Raw genomic sequence first — 16,989 nt, forward strand, 5'->3', positions numbered from 1 at the left:
GTCCATAGCCGGCGCCTCGTTGCTCTGAACCTTGGTCCAGAACGCGCGCATCGCTGGCACAAGTTGCCCGTCGATGAACTGGTCATCGCGAGTGACCACGAACTCGTGGTGGACGCCGGGGCCCTGGTAGAACACCAGCCAGCCCTTGTCGGCGCCGGCCACGTAGAGCTGGGTCTGCACCTGCGGCCAGTAGAGCCTGTAGAGATCGCTGCTCGTGCCCAGGCTGAGCACTTCCAGGTATCTGCGACTACAAGGCACTTTGATCTCCACGGGCGTGCCGTCGGGGTCCACGCCGTCGAATGACGCCCGGATCTCCCGACATGCTTCCGACTCGCCGCAGAGCGGCAGCAGTAGGGTCGCGTGACGCTCCTCGAAATCTGCAATCGCGGCCCCCTCCAGCGCGAGACCGCGTTGGACGTGCGGGTTACGGGACAGATCCTCTGGGACCACGAGCCCGGTCTTCTCCGCCCACAACCGCCAGGGGGTCTTGTACGGAGACACCGAGTCGTGCAGCAGCGCGATCGTGTCTTCGTCGTCGGCGAGGTCCAGCTCGGTCGAGAGTCCAAGGATCACCGAGGCATCGGACGCGGACACACCCAGGTTGCGCCAGATGTGCCAATCAGGCGTGCGTTGCTCGATATCTATAATCCTCATCGCGTGCTCCTCTTCGATTGAGTCGGTCGTCTGGGCGCAGAAATCCGTTTCTGCGCCGCAGGCCTCTCACTCGTGCCAGTGACTTACCCGGGCGACCAGGCGGTGCTCCTGCAGGTAGATCTGAAACTCGCCCCCCAGGAAGGCGGCGATCGTGCTCATGGCTGAGAGCAGGTTCGTATGCTTCATGGTGTGCTCCTCTGTCACGGGGGCACACCGCCCCCGACGGGGAAGCATGCCCCGTCGGGGTTGGGATGGATCGATTGCTCAGGCCGTCCTTGGCCGACACGGCGCTAGGCCGCTTCCTGCGTCTCCTTGGGCGCCGAGGCGCCCCGCTGCTGGGCCTTGCGCAGCTCCTGCTCCGCGTAGGCCAGCTCAATGCCGGTCAGCTCCTGACGGACTTTATTGAGGGCCTGACCCCAGGCTTCTTTGGCCTCCGCGAAGTCGATCAGCTTTTGCAAGCGCTCGCGCAGCTCCTTGCCCACGGACGTCGCATCCACCCCCTCCGACCCGGGATCCTTGGCCCTCTGACCGCCCGCGGGCTCGGGGTTGGCGGTGGATTTCGACGGCCCCGGCCTGGATGGCGCCCTCGTCACACCGTCGGCATCGATGACGGTCAGGTCATCGGCGTCAATCGCCCTGCCCGCCATCTCCTCGGCCGTGTAGCCGGCCTCCTCGGGAAAGGCGGCGCGCAGGCTGGCGGCCTTGCCGCACTTCAGCAGTTGGCCTCTGGGGCGCTTCTGCCACATGTCGTTTGGGACGGGCGTCCGTCCAATACGCGCGTACGCCTCTTCCCAGAACACCGTCTCGGTGAACGGGCACCGGACGCCGCCGATCAGCCTGTAGACGGTGACCTCGACCCACTCCGGGTAGGTCACCTTGGCGACGACTTGCTCGAAGCCGCCTTGGCGCTTCACTGTTCCCTCGAACTGGTGGGTTCTGTCCGGGCCGAACTTGGGCGGCTCCATCCCGGCCCATTGGCCGGTGCGAGCCGCGGTGGTCTGCAGCTCGTTGATGCCGGGCCAGACCGTCTCGACCTCCCGACCGAGCGCCTTCGACCACATCGGCACCACGTGAACGGGTCGCTTCATGGGGTCCAGGCCCCGGGACTGGCAGTACCGAACCGCCAACATGACGCCATCGGGCGTCTTGGCTGTTGGGAAGATGCTGTCGACCAGCACCGCCCAGGTGCCAGCATCGAGGCCCATCTCTTGGAGCTTGGGCGCCGCGATGGGCAGTCTGCACGGGACCAGGGGCCCGGGGTTCTGTGTTGCGATGTTTTTGCTCATGGTGTGTCTCCTGTGAACCAGGGAGACACCCCTCCCCAGCGGGGAGTCATGTGCTCCCCGGTGGGGTTGTGATGGCCGGCGGCGCCGGCCTACTCGGCTTGTCCGATCTCGGGCACGTCAGAACGGGATGTCGTCGTCGAAGCCGGGATCGTTCGGGTCCTGCCAGTCCCCGGCGGGCCCGGTGCCCTGGGCATGCGGTTGGGCGTCCTGGGCTTGCGGCCCTTGCGGGCGGCCGTCCAGCATCCGCATCGTGCCGCCGACGGCGACGACAATCTCCGTGGTGTAGCGGTCCGAACCGTCCTGGGCCTGCCACTTCCGGGTGCGCAGGCGGCCCTCGAGATACACCTTGGAACCCTTCTTCAAGTATTGCCCGGCGATCTCACCGAGCTTGCCGAAGATGGATACGCGGTGCCATTCCGTGCGCTCCTGCGGTTGCCCGGTCGTCTTGTCCTTCCAGGACTCGCTGGTTGCGACGCGGAGGCTGGCGACCGCGGCGCCGTTCTGGGTGTAACGGACCTCCGGGTCGGCGCCAAGATTGCCGACAAGGATGGCTTTGTTGATGCCATTGCTCATGTCTCTCTCCTACCCCTGGTTGGGGTGTTCGGCTGGGTCGGTGGGTTAGCCGCTTGGATGCCGGCGATGCGGCGCCTGGGCGAGGCGCTGGCGCGCCGCCGCGTGGCGAAGCACCTCGCGCCGCGACCAGGCAGGCGTCGCGGACAACATCTGGTAAAGCGGGTCTTCGTCCTCCGGGACCGCTGCCGCTCGTGGCGGGCGGATAAGGTCCCGGAGCTTCCAGAGCCGCGCCTTCAGACGACGCGGTAAACGCAGTCTCATCATGGGTGGCCTCCTGCTAGCACGAGGAGGCACAAGCCCCCAGCGGGGAGTGGCTCCCCGTGGGGTTGGGATGGGCCGGCGCTGCCGGCTTGGGGTGATCGGGTTCTCGGTCCAGGACGGACCCCGCTCCCGTGGCGGTCACGCAGGCTGCACGGCAAGGCGCAGCCTTGAAACATGGCAGGCGATCGCCGTCTCTCCCCTGCGCGCAGGCTTATGCGCGCAGCGGACAAGCAGCGTCGCTGGATAGCGCGGCGGTCATAGAACCGGTTCGCGAACGGCGTCCGCGCACGACTCCGGAGGATGGGCCTTGCCTGTGTGGCCCAGTGGTGCCCAGCCCAGTGCCGGGCAGCGATGGATAATCGGGTTCACAGCCCTGGCGGGCGCCGCACCCCGTAGCGGTCAGACTTATTGCTGATAGCAATACTCTAGTGACGAAAATGTTATACCCGTTTTGCGTGTCGAGCAAGTCTGCACGGAATCCGGGGCGCGCAGGAGCAAATAGGCCGCGGATTCCGCAATTTATCGCGGCGGCGGCGAGGTCGGCATCTGGCTACGCTACCACTTCTCGTCCCATGCCCGGAGGCCCGCATGTCAGCCCGCAAAATCGCCCCAAGGCGCTATAGCCGCGCTGAGATCCGCTTACCTGTCAAGCTCCAATCGGCGGCTGCGCAGCGCGTGGTGTCCCAAACGCTCCTGCGCTGCTCGCGCGCGCTCTACACCATCGAGGTCGTGCTGAACGCCATTGGTGACCAGGATGAGGTCGAGCAGGTCGAGATGATGATCGACACGATGCTCGACAGCTGTCACGCCGACATGCAGCAGCGCATCGCGGACGCCGGTGCGCGCGTCGAGGAAGCAGGCCTCGATCACAACATCCAGTACAGCGCACCGATGGCGCTGACCTTCAAGATCAGCTCGGGCCAGCTGCGGCGCTACGCGGATCTCGTGCTCTTGCTCGACCAGTTCGCCGGACACGTGGACCTGTTGCGCCTGAACGGCGCGGTTGCGGCCCGGGAGGCGTCGAATTTGGTCTACGAGGCCAGAAATCAGCTCATGCAGCTCGGTCTGGAACTTTCGCGCCTGGAGGGCCGTGCGCGTACAGCAGCGCTGAAGCAAGGCCAGGATGACATTGTGGCGGCTGCCGAGAGCGGCGCCGCGGACGTGGTGACTGGCGAGGGCGAGGCGGCTGAATGGCTCAAGGAAGCAGAGGAGACCGAGAAGGAGCTCCAGGAAGCGCGGATCAAGGCCGCCGGCTGAGCTACGCGCCGCAGCTCAGTCCTGGCGCCCGCCGCTCCGCCTCCCGACGCAGCCAGCGAACGTCCCTCAACCGTCGCATCGGCACCCGCAGCAGCGGCAGGCCGGCCTGTGCGAAGGCTCTATCGACCATTCTGTCGCGCGCCCGACGATCGGCTCGCTCATGCGAGGCATCGTCCAGCTCGATGGCGAGCAGCAACCCACCATCCGGCTCCGCCAGCACGAAGTCGACATGCTTGCTCGAGATGCGCCGGAAGGCGCGCCACCACCCGCGTCTGCCCGCTGTTCCGGCTGGGGTGATCAGGTCGCACATGCGCACCTTCGCGTAGACCGCACAGCGCCCGTCGACGGCTTTCTCGAGGGTCGCTCGGAATTTCTGCTCCGCCTGCGTGAACAAGGACTGCTGCCGCACGTACCGCGGCGATGCCAGCAGGCACCCCACGGCGGCAAGCGCCAACAGTAGGCCGGCGCCCGCCAGCACCGCGGGCCACAACCCGTCGGCGCCATGCTCGGCGAGCCGGGTCGCCGAGCGGGCAGACTGGAGCCACTCGTGATCCACGTCTAAAAGCCGGCCAGCCGCCCGCTGACACCGCCGTCCCAAGCGGACAGCACGCCGGACATCGCCGCGCCGACCCCCTTGCTGATGGCCTGCATCAGGTCACTCGGGGTGTAATCGACTGCGGTCTCCAGATCGAGGGCCTGTAGCTCGGTTGCACGGTCACCGAGACGGTCGACCAGCCCCAGGGCGAGCGCGCGCTCGCCGGACCAGAACAGCCCTGAGAACAGCGTCTCGTCGTCGGCGAGGCGCTCCCCTCGGCCATCCCGGACGGCCTCGATGAATTGCGCATGGAGCTCCGCGAGCATCGTCTGCACGTGCGACGCGACCGGCTCAGTCACCGGCGAGAACATATCCAGCGCGCCCTTGTGCTCGCCCGCAGTGAACAGGCGCCGCTCGATCCCCAGAGCCTCCATCAGCCCCGTAAGCCCGAAGCTGTCGATGCGCACACCGATCGAGCCCACCAGGCTCGACTGCGCCGCGACAATGGCATCCGCCGCCGCGGCGACGAAGTACGCCGCGCTGGCGCCCACCTCGCCAATGATCGCGATCACGGGGATCTCCGGGCGCTTCGCCTTCCAGCGGCGAATCTCGTTGGTGATGCGCTCGGCCTGCACCGGGCTGCCTCCAGGGCTGTTGATCTCCAGAATCACTGCGTCGAGGCGCGGCGACTTGTAGGCGCTGGCGAGCGCCTTGCGCACCAACTCCACATCCGTCCCGCCGTCGCGCGCGATCACGCCGTCGATCTGCACCAGGCCGGCATGCGCCTTGGTGCGCGCGAACAGCACTTCCACGGTCGGGACAAGCGCCAGGCCGAGGAAGATGCCGATATAGGCCGCGATCAGAAAGCGCCAGACGCCTCCCCACCGGCGCGCTCTGCGCTGATCGGCCAAATACTTGTCGACGATGCCGCCAATCGCCGCAGTGAGACGATCCAAATCGCTGCCCGGCTCTGGTCTCGCTTCTCGATTGTGGGGCTCGCTCTGCTCGTTCATCCGTCCTCTCTCATTCGACTCATTCAGGTGTGACTGAGGCCATCACTGGAGCGGCATCACTCAATCACCGTTGACGTTTCGAGATCGCTGTAGGTCACACCACCCTGGGAGAAGTTGAAGAAGCCGAACCGGCCTTCGGGGAAACCGCCAACCAGTCCGATGTCCGCCGCCGACGTATCGAGGAGCGTGGTCCAGTCGGCCAGTGCACCGCCGGATAGGGCGCGTACCGCAAGCTCCACCCGCAGTGCGCTGTAGGTCAACCGGAACGCGTAGGTGATACCGGGCTGCCATCCTGTCCCCGGACCTTGGAGTCCGTCGCGCACAAGGTGGTCCCCCCAGTCCCCGAAGCCGATGTCGTCATCCCCGTCCACCCTGCGTAGGGCGGCGCCCTCCGTATGGCCGCCCTGGGTCGCTGCACGCCAATCCACCACCCAATAGTCGTCGGCATCACGATAGCCGACCACAAAGCCGATCCAATCATCATCCCAGGTGTCCGCGTCGACCCGGATTTGCCCGGTGATGGTCGTGTCGATGACATCGACGGGCGTGATCATGGCGCTGGGGTGCTCCTTGTGCACGCCAGGTTGCGCGGATGAGCCGGCTGCAGAGACCGTGCAATCGCCACCGCCGACCGCGTCCATGTCGTTACTGTCTGCGAAGGACCCTGGTACCGGCAACAGGACGTCGTTTTCGAGCTCTTCGCTCGCCTCCTCGCGCAGCGCTTCCGCAGCGAGCCCCTGCGCACGCGCCATGGTGCGGGAGCGCACATCGGGCCGACCGCCGACCGCGTACATGTGGCCGCCGCCGGTCAGGTCATCGAGGTTCAGCGTCGCCTGCGTGGGGAAATTGCCCGACTGCACCAGCATGGCCAGCCACTCGTCCAGATTCACCTGGTTCCAATCGACCCGCGCCAGATCGCTGACCCGAATCCCGCTGCAGTCCGGATGCTCAGGCGCGCCCCAACCGCGGCCGAGCTGAGGGCGGATCTGCTCATTGAGGATGCGGGCGATGGGCGAATTGAAGCAGCAGTAGGCGTCGCGTTTTTCAATACACCAGCCTAAGAATTCGTCCTTGCAATAGCCGCCAACGAAATGGCACGTGCGCAGCTCCCGCTTCGCCGACAGCTGCAGCTCTGCTTCCTCGCAGGTCCAGATGAGATGCACAAGGAGCATCGCGACGTTGTAGATCATGTAGGCCCACAGGATCGCCTGCATGGCAGTCGTGAGGAAGCTGGCAAGCTGCGCATCGCCGAGCAGGGCGCCGCCCGGGCCAAATGCGTTGCCGCCCCCGACACTCTGAAACAGGGTTTCGGCCGCAGGCTGGCCGAACACGTCCTTCGTCCAGGTCGCCACGCTGTTCATGAGCTGCTGCTTCGTTGCCTCGAAGCCTGCCATGCCGGCCGCGTCGGTCGCAGCCGCTGTCGTGCTGCCGGTCAAACTATTGGCGACTGATGTGAAGCTTTGCTGGACGCTCGACCACATCGAGTCGACCGGCCCGGCGAGCACTTCCCAGGCACCGCGTACCTGATCCGTGACGCCGAGCCCCATGGCGTTCTCGATCTTGCTCGCGGCGAGCATGAGCGTGATGTAGTCCCCGAGCCCAACGCCTGCATTCGGCCCGTTGCAGCAGTTGACAATGCCGCCGACAGCCTTTTTGCACTCGTTGGCCTCGCCGGAGAAGATGACGCAGTCCGCGCCGGCGCATTCCATGTCCAGAAGCATCATCTGCAGCGCTTGGAGCGCTGCCACGGCCTTGGCGAAATCCTGGCTCTGTTCCTGGGGAAAGCGCGCACAGTCGTTGCCGATACAGCGCACCGCCCCGGCGCAGTCGTGCTCCTGCTCGCGCGTCAGCGTCGGGATGCCGACGCCGAGACCGCAGTCCCACACCTCCTCCTCCACGAAGCAGTTGCCGAAGGCGTCGCTCGCGCCCGCGACGCATTGCGACCGCAGGAAGCCGCACTGCGGGTCGTCCTCGAGGGCATCGCAGGTGTTCTCGTTGCCGCCGTCGCTGCTCAGGCATTGCTCTTGGCCTTGCGGGTCGATCCAGCAGGAGCCTGCGCCGGCGGTGACGCCGGTGCAATCGATGGCGTAGGTCGCCCTGGTGCATAGCGCGGAGATGCCCGGCAACGGAGACGCCGGCAGATCACGCTCACACAGTCGATGAAAAACCTCCCCTCCCATGCATCCCTCTGCATCCAGTGCCGGGCTCTCCTCGCAGGTTGCCCGAGGCGCCTTGCAGATACCTGACTGCGCCAACTGCGTCACCGCGTCCAGGCAGGCTTGATTACTCCATCCCCTGTCAGCGATCGTGTTCGTAAAATAGACTCGCACGGTGTATTGCGGCAAATGCCCGCCGCAGTAAGGGTCTCTGCCCGCGGCGATCCAATCAGGATGATCGACCCACTCGTTAATGTAGCTCAGATAGTCATGATCCCAGAAGGTGAAGAAATTAAAGGCGCCGCCATTGGCCAGCTGAGCGCTCAAGTCCATCGTCCTGCTGAAAGAGTTTCCACAATGGCGATACACGTATGCGTTGACTTCCTCAATGGTGGAATGCGCCCCCTGACGAAACGTGAGGACGGTGTCCTGGTGTGCGGTGGTGGTGGAATAGCTCATACACACTCTTGACGTCGCTTCCGCCACGAGTGCCGGTCGTTGGGCTTCCAGCGCCTCTATCTGCTGTTGAATCTCCCATCTATCCCAAAAACTGGCGGTCATCTTGTCCAGCTCTAGCTGCGCAATCTCCGCATCAAGTCGGTTCACCTCGAACCAAGTACAGTCGATGGGGTCGCCCCAATGGTGATTGGTCGGGATCAAGCCGACGTCAGAGGGATCGTCGTAGTCATGCACGGTGAGGCATTGCCGGCTGAGATCCGGTAGTCGCTCGCACACGCGAATATCAGAGATCTTCGCGTCCCGCGTGTCCTGGGTGAACCGCGTCACAGTGTCGCAATCCGCAAACCCGTCGGTCAGCGCGGCGAAGTTGTCGAGGACATAGTCCGTGTTGGCCCAGATCGGATCGGCGCGAAAATCGGGGCGTGCGCGATTGAGCGGGCCGCGCAGGGCACGGTAGGCGGCACCCTGAAAGGTGTCGTTCGTCAGCAGGTCGCGCTGCCACTGCTGGCCTGCCCCGATCGTCGCTGCATCACGGCCATACAGCCCAGTGAAGGTGGCGGGATCGCCCCCTGCTTCCTGGAACAGCGTTGGCAGGGCGCCGGCGTCGCCGGCATCCGGTCGGAAAGCATCGGCGAGGTCGGTGCCCAGGTCACGGCCGTCGGACGCCGCATCGCGTACCGCGTCGCCCCACACCACCGCCCACGGGGTCCAGGCGATGGCGATGCAGAGCAGGCCGACGGCGAGCTGGACGCTTGGCGCGTGACGCCGCGCGTCCAGGTCAGAACAACGTGGCACAGCAGTCATTCCAGCGCCACAGCATGTAGACATGGCTCTCGCCTGTACCCGCTATGCTGCGCCATTGGCCCCAGCGGAACGGGCTCTCGCCGATGACGTGGGCGCGCTGGGTTTCCGGCAGCGGGTAGAATTGCGTGATCTTGTACTGGCTCTTCGGGATGAAGAGGTCGATCGGCGCGCTGCACATGGCGTCATTGCCCATCGTGCGCCGGGCGAGGCCGCGACGATGCAGCGCGGCCAGTGAGCGGGCGACGGTCAGGCTGCTCTCGCGGACCCGCGAGCCGTCCGCCTGTTTCCCGGCGAACGGATACAGGAATCCCCAGGTGCCGGCGCACCAGAACAGCTCATCGATTGGATTGCCTGCGGTCGCAGCCACCCCGTCCGTGAGGCATGCCGCCTGCGCCACCGGATTCGCGAAGGCCGCGGCCTCCGGATTGGTGAAGAACGCCAGCTCACTGTTGTTCCACGTCGGGTCCAGCTCTGAGAGGTACATCAGATCGATATCGACGTACCCGTCGGCGTTGCAGCGGTCCTCCCAAATAAGCTCCAGGATGATCAGCAGCGGAAACGCGAACCAGTGATAGTTGAAGAACGCGCCGTCGCCCGCGTCGTCTGAACGCCCGCCCGCGGTCCCAAGCAAACGCCGACTACCGATCGGCAGGCGGATTCCGCCGAGCGTGGGCGAGCAGCGCGGGGAGTGCACGGCCTCGATGATGCGCGCGGGCTCCCACATGCCCACCGCCATGCCGAAGTGCGGCACGCCCAGGTGGTCATCGCAGGTGCAGAACCAGGCGTCGGACGCGCGATCAGGCTTGTCGCTGCCGAACAGCTCCAGCCCCGCGATTTTCACCGGAAACAGGCACGCCCAGCAGACGTCGGTGATCAGCTTCGCGCTCAGGACCTCCGCGTCCGGGCAGCGGGTGTCGGTGGCATGCGCGCGGCCCATGACCAGCAGGGCCGCCAGCAGCCCTGCCACCACTGCTGCGCTGAGCACCCAGCCCTTCATGAGCGCGGTGGTGGGTATTCCCGCACCACGAAGACGCGCCCTTGTGCCTCTACCGTCGCTGGAACCCTGTCCAAGGAGAAGCGGGTGCGCAGGTCCGGGGTGAGGAGGTACACCGGATCGTCGAGAGCGTCCTCAATCGACATGAAGCCGTCCCAGCCCGCTTCGCGGTCGAACCGCGTGGCGATGTAGACGGGTCGGAGTCCGCCGGGCGCTTCCCCAAGCTCGCGCGCCATCCGGACCTGCTGGGGCTGGGTCGCATCGAAGACGACCAGGCGCAGCGTGAACGGCAGCGTGTCGAGCGGATTGATCCGCTGGCCGGCGCGCGCGACGTAATCGCCGTTCGGTGCGCGAATGTCTTGGTAGATCTCCAGCGTCGGATCGACGAAGCGCTCGCGCGGCTGTGTCGCCGTGGACAGATGCTCGAACCGGGCGCGCGCCCACCAGCGCGCCATCGCCTGTTCCTTGCGCGCATTCCAGTCGATCTCGCGAATGCGCCGGTGGATCTCGGCGATCATATCCGGCTCCTTGATCTCCACCGTCGGCCCACGCTGGCCGAGGTCGCCCGTTCGCCCTGCCTGTACCTGCTCGCGCAGCCAGGTTGGGTTGCTGAGACCGGCGACCCGGGCGACCTCGCCGTCGGGTCCCGTCAGGACCAGGACGGGCACGCGGTTGATGCCCCAGTCCTGGAATGGCCTCGGATCGATCGCGACATTCGGCGGCGGATCGAGGTCGCGCAGCAGGACCGCCGTCTCGCGGAGGAAGTCCCCAAGCGATTGGCCTTGTTGCACGCCGCGGAACAGGATGCGGGTGTCAGCTTTGCCGCTTGCACCCGCGAAGATCTGTCGCAGCGCCCCGTCGCCGAGGGCGCGGGAGACGAGGATGGTGACGACCGGCGCCGCCTGCGCCTGCCCCGCTGTCGCCAGATCCTCTGGCAGTGTGCAGTTGCCGCCAAGATGCCGGCACGCCTCGGCTTGCCCGGACAGCGCCTCACGCGCGCCCTCCCCTGCGACGGCGCCCAACTCCCGACCGGCCTGCATGCCAGGCAGGTCCGGGAAGATCTGCAGCCAAGGCGGCAGGGGCGCGCCGGTCTTCTCCTGGAGCTGCGCCGCCTGATCGCGCAGCGCGCGCAGGGCGTCGAGATCCTCGGCGGACAGCTCCGCCGCGGCCGGCGCCGACAGCGCGGCCAGGCACAGCAGCGCTGCCGCCCTACCAAAGGCCATACGCGCGACCACGTAACGCCTCCGCTGGCAGCGGGCCCCAATAGCGGCTGTCGTAGGAATCGCGGGTGTCGCCCAGAATGAAGTACGTCCCCTCGGGCACCGTAAAGTCCGCGTGGAAGTCCTCCGGCGGGCGCTTGAGCGTCGCCGCGAGATCGAGCCCTTCGCCCACCACCGCCCCGTTGACGGTCGTGACATCGGTCCCGACGACGACGCGGTCGCCGGGTATGCCCACCAGTCGTTTGACGACGAGCAGATCCGGTCGAAAGAACGGCTGCATGCGCAGGCCCGCCGTGAACACGACGGGGTCCCCGGCATGGACGGTCCGGTTGTCGAAGTCCATCAGCCAGACCTCATGCGAGGGCATGCAGTTGGAGCCCTCGATGAGCAGGCCGACGGAGAATCGGCTGCCCAGATACAGGCCGAGGACGAGCAAGAGCAGCAGCCAGGGCGCACTCTTGCGGATGGTGTCGGCCAGGCGGCGCTCCCAGGCGGCTTCTGGGGCGGCTTCTGGGGCGGTCATCGGTTCGACTCCACGCTCGCTTTGCGGTTGACGTACAGGACGGCCGGCGCCGCGAGTACGGCGTCTGCATCGAGGACCAGCGCGCCCGCCTCACCCAGGCGGCGCGCGAGGCGTTGTTGCTCACCGATCGCGACGGCCACGTCCTCTGGATCGACGGTCACGAGGGCTGCGGCCATGTCCTGTACGACGACGGGCGGCCTGCCGGCGAGTGCTTCGCGGACCGGCTGCAGCGCCAGTTGCGCAGTCGCGAAGCCGGCGGCCCCGCCGCCGAGGATGCCGGCGAAGAAGAGCACCCAGCCGGAAGCGCTTGAGGCACCCGGCGCCGGCGCGTCCTTCGACGCCGCGGCGGGCGCGCTGTCATGCCCGCTCATGTGGACGGGCTCCCGAGGATGTCGTTGATGGCCTCTTCCACGCTCAGGCCGGCCTCACGGCGCTCGCGGATGGCTGCGACCTCGCCCGCCTGCGTGCTGTAGAGCAGCTTGCGAAAGTCGTCGACGACCAGACGGCCGATGCCCCCGCCGCCGTCGCTCAAAAGCATGATCTCCGAGTAGGCGCCGGGGTATGTGTGCACCGTCTTCAGCAGCTCGACACCGCCATCGGCGAGCGGCAGGCGTTTCTCGGCGTGCAGCTGGTCGATGATCTGCGATGGCTGTCGGAGCAGCAGCGAATGGCAGCAGTTCGACGCAATCGCACGGCCGTTGGGGTTCTCGTACAGGTCTGACAACGACGGCGTGATGGTCACAGCAGCGCGGAAATATGTGCGGAAGCGCCGGTAGCCCTCCATCACGAAGTGGCCGACGGCCCCGGCTGTCAGCAGATCCCATGCCTCGTCGATCATCAGCAGCTTGCGACGCCGACTTTCCCCATGCTGGTGTCCCAGGTACATCGACTGCTGGATCTGATAGATCAGGCACAGCAGCACGACCTGCTGCAGGTGCTTGCGCCCTTTGAGCTCCTCGAGCTCGAGTACGACGAGATCGGAATCGAAGCGAATCGTGTTGTGCCCGGCGAAGAAGCGGCCGTACTCGCCTTCGGTGGTGAAGGGGAAGAGCTGCTCACCGACGTCACGTAGCCGTTGGTCCTTCTCCTCCAGCAGCACTTGGGCGACTTGGTCGATGTCCAGCTCGGCGCCCGTCTGCTTCCACAGCCGGCTGAGCACACGCTTGAGGCCGGCGCGGTGGTAATCCTCGAGCGGCGTGCTCGGTGCCGCCATGGCCTCAACCAGACCTGCGACCTGATCGGACTCCTGTGCCCAGTCTTCGATCAGCTCGAACGGGTTGATCACGACCTGGCTGTCGGCGCTGAACTGGATGAACTGCCCCTCCAGCGAATCGCACAGCTTTTCATAGCTGCGCCCCACGTCGATCACCCAGGCGCGCCCGCCGACCGACAGGTTGGTCGCGATGAGTTCGTTGGCAAAGAACGACTTGCCGGCGCCGGAGGCCGCTGCGACCACGGCGTTGTAGTTGGTGCTGCCGGGCGCGTAGAGATCGAAGCTCATCAGCTGCCCCTGGCGACCGAGGAGCTGCACGACAGGGCTGCCGTTGCCCTTCCAGTCGCCGAAGACGGGCGCCAGGATGGCCACGTGGGAGGCGCTCAGGGTGCGGTATCGCTGCAGAGCCTGGATCGCTTTGCGGTCCGCGCCGAATGGCAGACAGTGCAGCAGCAGCGGCAGGCTGAAGCAGCTGTCCGGCAGGACCTGGAAGCCGAGCTCGCGCCAGTAGGTGCGCACGTTGCTGGCCGCCTTCGACGCCTCTTCCTCGCTCGTGAACAGCGCCATCCCGAGGTAGGCCTCCACCGGCCGGTCGCCCGCATCGAACTGCGACTCCATCGTGTCGTACTCTTGCTTGCGCTGGACCAGGCCCGGCATGTAATGCGCCAGTTGTCCGGTCGTCTGGTGCGCAGCCCACTGGGAGCGGGAATTGAGGCGCATGCGGACGACCTCCGGGTCCGGAAACAGCAGGTTCAGCGTAATCAGAATGTTGTGCGGCACACCGCGGGTGCCGGAGAACGGATCTCCGAGATACCGCATCGCCAGCCCGAACGTTGCCCGATCGGGAAAACGCTTCATCGAGAGCGTCTGTATCCGTTGATCACCGACCATCAGGCCGTCGGCGTCGACCCGGATCACCGCGTCGTAGTCGAGCAGTTGGCTGCAGATGGGTAGGTCCGGCGCACACTCCGGCACGATACGGTCGCGCCAGCCTGCGCGCGGGGACCAATTGAGGAGCGCCTGCACGATGCGCACGTAACGGTCGGCTGACATTCGCTCCGGGCGCAAGCCGGCCGTGGAGAGCACCTGCAGCGCGGTGGTGGCCAGCTCAACGGCATCGCGATGCTCATGCTCGGTGGGCTGGTGCCCCGCGAGTGGGAACTTCACGCAGACCAACACCTGCACGTCGCGCACGCGGGTGTCCGCACATCCGGGGAGCGGATCCGTAGTCGCGGCACGCAGGAAGTCGGCCGTGCGCTGCGTGGCGCTACGCAGCAGCGGGTCGTAGGAGCCGAGCCGCAGGTTCTCCATATCCGTCATCTGCTCGATGATGTCCGGCGAGGTCCACAGGGCGATCTGCATCAGTGTCCCCTGGGGCCATTCCAGGTTGATCAGGTTGAGCAGGCGGTCGAACAGCCCCTGGTCGACGAAGGACAGCGGCTGGCACAGAAAGCCCGCGCCCAACGTCTGGTCGTCGAGCAGGAACAGGTGCGTCTCCGGATCGAACGCGAGGACCGGAAAGAGCGCCGCGGCGCGCTCGCCGTTGATCTGTCTGAAATGACTCATCGCGGTGGCCTCGTCACCTGAATGACGGGCGGGTCATGGGTGACCCCGGTCGCTTTGCCCGGGGCAGTCACGCCCCGGGACACCCCAGCCCCGGTGTCGGGGGGGCGGTTGCCGTCCGCGTCGAGCACCGCGACGGCTGTGCGTTGGCGAGCGAGGCAGTCGAGGCCGGCGTCAATGGCTCGTCGGCGCGCATCCGGTGGCAGCCGGCGCAGGCGTCTCCTGGCGGTGTGGTGTCGCATCGGGACGAGTGTCGTGCGTGGCCCGATGGTCAAGGCCGGGTCCCCGTGGTCAGGGATGGGTGGTATGGGAACGATCAGGCGATGACGGGCAGCGTCGCGGCAACGACGCCGTCGATGACAGGCGGGGCCATGAACATGCCGATACCGGCAGCGACGCCCAAGGCGAAGCCCATGATGCTGCCGCGCGCAGCGCCGGCGATCAGGCCGATGATGATGAACACCACCGCCACGACGCGGCCGAGGTAGCCTGTCATCCAATCGACGAGCATGTCGTAGAGCGGCTGGAACTCGGTACCGCCGACACCACCGGCGCCACCCGCCACGGCAACGGAGATGCTCGCGATGGCGACCATGGTCGCGAGCAGCGCCAGGAAGCCCATATTCATCTGCCGGGCCGTGATGCGGTTGCGGGGGTTGATGGCCGCAAGCTTTTGCATGGAAAGTCTCCTTTAGGGACGGTTTGAAGGGAGCGCTCTGCGCTCGGGTGACACCGGGCGTCGCCTCATGGGGCGCCGTCCGGAATTCAGGTTTCTCTGCGCGTGCCGTCGGGAATCACCGGGCGTGGCGCGTCGGCTCCAGTCGGCGCCGCGCGCGGGTCGGGCGCCAACGACGGCGAGGGAGGCGCTTCCTTCGCCGAGGCCTCATCAGTGCGCGCCTCCTGTTGGATGGGTCGCAGGACGGTCGGCCCGCCTGCCGGGGCGTACTCCCATCGCTCCGGTGCGACCGAGATGTACACGGTCGCCTCGGGGTACAGGTCCCCCGCACCGCTCTCCCACGGCGCGATCCAGGCCTCCATCGCGGCCGGACCGACACGCCGCGGCTGCAGCGCGTCTGGGCGCTGATCGGCAATCTGCCCCGGGCCGCGCGTGGCACCCGTGTGGCCAGCGCAACCGCCGACCAGCAGCTGCGCTGCGGCCAGGAGGCACACGCCCAGGATGGTCGAAGCTCTCATTGGTAAATCTCCTCGGACCAGACCCAGCCGGAGCCCGCTGCTGGCGGATACTCTTGGCGTATCAGTCTTGGGCGGGGCGCCGCTGCGGGTGGCGGTGCGTCCCCCATGCTGAGACGGTAGATCTCGGTGGTGGGCAGGCACAGGGGTTGTCCCGGGTAGCCGGGACAGGCGTAGTTCGCGGAGCCTGCTGTGCCCGCGCAGCCGGTGACCAACAAGAGCGGCGCGCACAGCGCGACACCGAGGTATCTCGTCATCCTTGACTTCCTTTCCCCGGCCGCAGACATTGCAGATGCTGTTAAAAACATTGCTGTGTGGTCTTTAGTTGGGCAGCCGCACAACTCACTGTGTACGTGCGGCGTGATCGGTCGCGGCCAGCCACGCTGCGAGGTCCGTCGCACCCGTGTGCGTGCGCCCATCGGGTGCGACAAGAAAGGGTGTGCCGCTAATGCCAAGCATCTGGGCAGCCACCAGTGCGCGCTGCAGCGGCTCCTGACCACACGTCGAAGCGGCGTTGGGCAGGGGGAGATCCGCTACCGAGCCGTCGAGCAGCGCTTGCACGGCCGCACCGGGATCGGACTCAGCCAGACAGGACAGACGCAGCGCGTCTTGCTGCGACTCTCGGCCGAGGATCGGGAGCAGCACCAGCGCGAACTGATGGCGCTCGAGGAGGGATTCGTCGTCGAGCTGCTCAAGAAGCTGCACGCAGTGCGGACACCGCGGGTCGATGAAGACCGTGGTGGGTGTGGCGGACTCCGCCCCCACGACCAGCGCCCCCAGAGCGTCGCCATCGACCCCCATGCGCCCGAGATCCAGCCGCCCTGCCCTCGCGATCAGCTCGTCGTAGGAGTTGATCATGGCGCCATGCCACAGATCTGCGATTTGGCCGCGGATCACATACCGGCCATTGCCGGAGATGAACAGCAGCTCTCCGCCGTTCGTCTCCACGGCATTGAGCGTCTCAGCGAGCCGTTGCAGCCGCGAGATCTGCGGGACGGAAAGGCCGTCCCTCGGGCTGGGTGCGACGGGCGCGGTATCTGAGGCGTCAGGTGACCGCGCGCTCTCATCAGCCGCGACGCCAACCGACACAAGTGTGCCGGCCAGGAGCAGCGCGGGGACTCTGCGGGTGGTGTGCGCCATCGGTTGCCGCCCTCTTGCGTGACGCGAACAGGTTGCCGCGGCCCCCCGCGTGCCGCTCCACCCATACCGGGCCTGGTAATGGGGGCTCTTTCTCCGTGTCGCGCCCCCACGTCCCGCACGCGGGCGCCCCCGGAAAAGCCATTCACC

Annotated in this window: 17 protein-coding genes; 1 reads left to right on the top strand and 16 read right to left on the bottom strand. The window is 66.6% G+C overall.

Annotated elements, in window-relative coordinates; translation table 11 throughout:
- The 4 genes from I6U14_RS05525 to I6U14_RS05540 all read right to left on the bottom strand — a co-directional run.
- The coding region (locus I6U14_RS05525; RefSeq protein WP_296897552.1) for a lambda-exonuclease family protein at positions 1 to 654 on the bottom strand (654 nt) is incomplete at its 3' end.
- 290 nt (positions 655 to 944) lie between these two features.
- Positions 945 to 1,940, bottom strand: coding sequence for a phage recombination protein Bet (bet, locus tag I6U14_RS05530; protein WP_296897554.1), 996 nt, complete (start codon positions 1,938 to 1,940; stop codon positions 945 to 947).
- A 117-nt stretch (positions 1,941 to 2,057) separates the two neighbouring features.
- The gene (gene ssb / locus I6U14_RS05535; RefSeq protein ID WP_296897556.1) at positions 2,058 to 2,513 is read right to left on the bottom strand and encodes a single-stranded DNA-binding protein; all 456 of its coding nucleotides are present in this window, start codon (positions 2,511 to 2,513) and stop codon (positions 2,058 to 2,060) included.
- Between the two features lie 45 nt (positions 2,514 to 2,558).
- Positions 2,559 to 2,777 carry a hypothetical protein gene (locus I6U14_RS05540; protein WP_296897558.1) on the bottom strand — a complete coding sequence of 73 codons (219 nt, stop codon included), beginning with the start codon at positions 2,775 to 2,777 and terminating at the stop codon, positions 2,559 to 2,561.
- 585 nt (positions 2,778 to 3,362) lie between these two features.
- On the opposite strand from I6U14_RS05540, the gene I6U14_RS05545 reads away from it, so the two are divergent.
- The gene (locus I6U14_RS05545; protein WP_296897560.1) at positions 3,363 to 4,031 is read left to right on the top strand and encodes a plasmid stabilization protein; all 669 of its coding nucleotides are present in this window, start codon (positions 3,363 to 3,365) and stop codon (positions 4,029 to 4,031) included.
- 1 nt (position 4,032) lies between these two features.
- Here I6U14_RS05545 and I6U14_RS05550 read toward each other — a convergent pair whose 3' ends face one another.
- The 12 genes from I6U14_RS05550 to I6U14_RS05605 form a co-directional block, all read right to left on the bottom strand.
- Complete coding sequence (locus I6U14_RS05550) at positions 4,033 to 4,587, bottom strand: DUF2726 domain-containing protein (protein WP_296897562.1); 555 nt, start codon at positions 4,585 to 4,587, stop codon at positions 4,033 to 4,035.
- A gap of 2 nt (positions 4,588 to 4,589) precedes the next feature.
- Positions 4,590 to 5,477: a S49 family peptidase gene (locus I6U14_RS05555; protein WP_296897564.1), complete on the bottom strand. Its 888-nt coding sequence runs from the start codon at positions 5,475 to 5,477 to the stop codon at positions 4,590 to 4,592.
- A 158-nt stretch (positions 5,478 to 5,635) separates the two neighbouring features.
- Positions 5,636 to 8,998, bottom strand: a complete 3,363-nt coding sequence (gene traN / locus I6U14_RS05560) for a conjugal transfer protein TraN (RefSeq protein WP_296897566.1) — start codon at positions 8,996 to 8,998, stop codon at positions 5,636 to 5,638.
- A complete protein-coding gene (locus I6U14_RS05565; RefSeq protein ID WP_296897580.1) occupies positions 8,973 to 9,935 on the bottom strand; it encodes a TraU family protein in 963 nt (320 codons plus the stop codon). Before I6U14_RS05565 ends, traN begins: the two co-directional genes overlap by 26 nt.
- A 56-nt stretch (positions 9,936 to 9,991) precedes the next feature.
- Positions 9,992 to 11,227, bottom strand: a complete 1,236-nt coding sequence (locus I6U14_RS05570) for a TrbC family F-type conjugative pilus assembly protein (RefSeq protein ID WP_296897568.1) — start codon at positions 11,225 to 11,227, stop codon at positions 9,992 to 9,994.
- Positions 11,202 to 11,735, bottom strand: coding sequence for a signal peptidase I (gene lepB / locus I6U14_RS05575; protein WP_296897570.1), 534 nt, complete (start codon positions 11,733 to 11,735; stop codon positions 11,202 to 11,204). The genes I6U14_RS05570 and lepB overlap by 26 nt, the downstream gene beginning before the upstream one ends.
- Positions 11,732 to 12,106 carry a hypothetical protein gene (locus I6U14_RS05580; RefSeq protein WP_296897572.1) on the bottom strand — a complete coding sequence of 125 codons (375 nt, stop codon included), beginning with the start codon at positions 12,104 to 12,106 and terminating at the stop codon, positions 11,732 to 11,734. Before I6U14_RS05580 ends, lepB begins: the two co-directional genes overlap by 4 nt.
- Entirely contained in the window at positions 12,103 to 14,514 is a 2,412-nt protein-coding gene (gene traC, locus I6U14_RS05585) for a type IV secretion system protein TraC (RefSeq protein WP_296897573.1), read from the bottom strand. The genes I6U14_RS05580 and traC overlap by 4 nt, the downstream gene beginning before the upstream one ends.
- Before the next feature lie 313 nt (positions 14,515 to 14,827).
- A complete protein-coding gene (gene traA, locus I6U14_RS05590) occupies positions 14,828 to 15,190 on the bottom strand; it encodes a TraA family conjugative transfer protein (RefSeq protein WP_296897575.1) in 363 nt (120 codons plus the stop codon).
- Between the two features lie 86 nt (positions 15,191 to 15,276).
- A complete protein-coding gene (locus tag I6U14_RS05595) occupies positions 15,277 to 15,705 on the bottom strand; it encodes a TraV family lipoprotein (RefSeq protein WP_296897577.1) in 429 nt (142 codons plus the stop codon).
- Entirely contained in the window at positions 15,702 to 15,959 is a 258-nt protein-coding gene (locus I6U14_RS05600; RefSeq protein WP_296897578.1) for a conjugal transfer protein TraV, read from the bottom strand. Before I6U14_RS05600 ends, I6U14_RS05595 begins: the two co-directional genes overlap by 4 nt.
- 85 nt (positions 15,960 to 16,044) lie before the next feature.
- A complete protein-coding gene (locus I6U14_RS05605) occupies positions 16,045 to 16,650 on the bottom strand; it encodes a thioredoxin fold domain-containing protein (RefSeq protein ID WP_296897579.1) in 606 nt (201 codons plus the stop codon).
- Positions 16,651 to 16,989: the final 339 nt, after the last annotated feature.

It is taken from the genome of Thiohalocapsa sp. (assembly GCF_019695415.1).
Lineage (GTDB): Bacteria > Pseudomonadota > Gammaproteobacteria > Chromatiales > Chromatiaceae > Thiohalocapsa.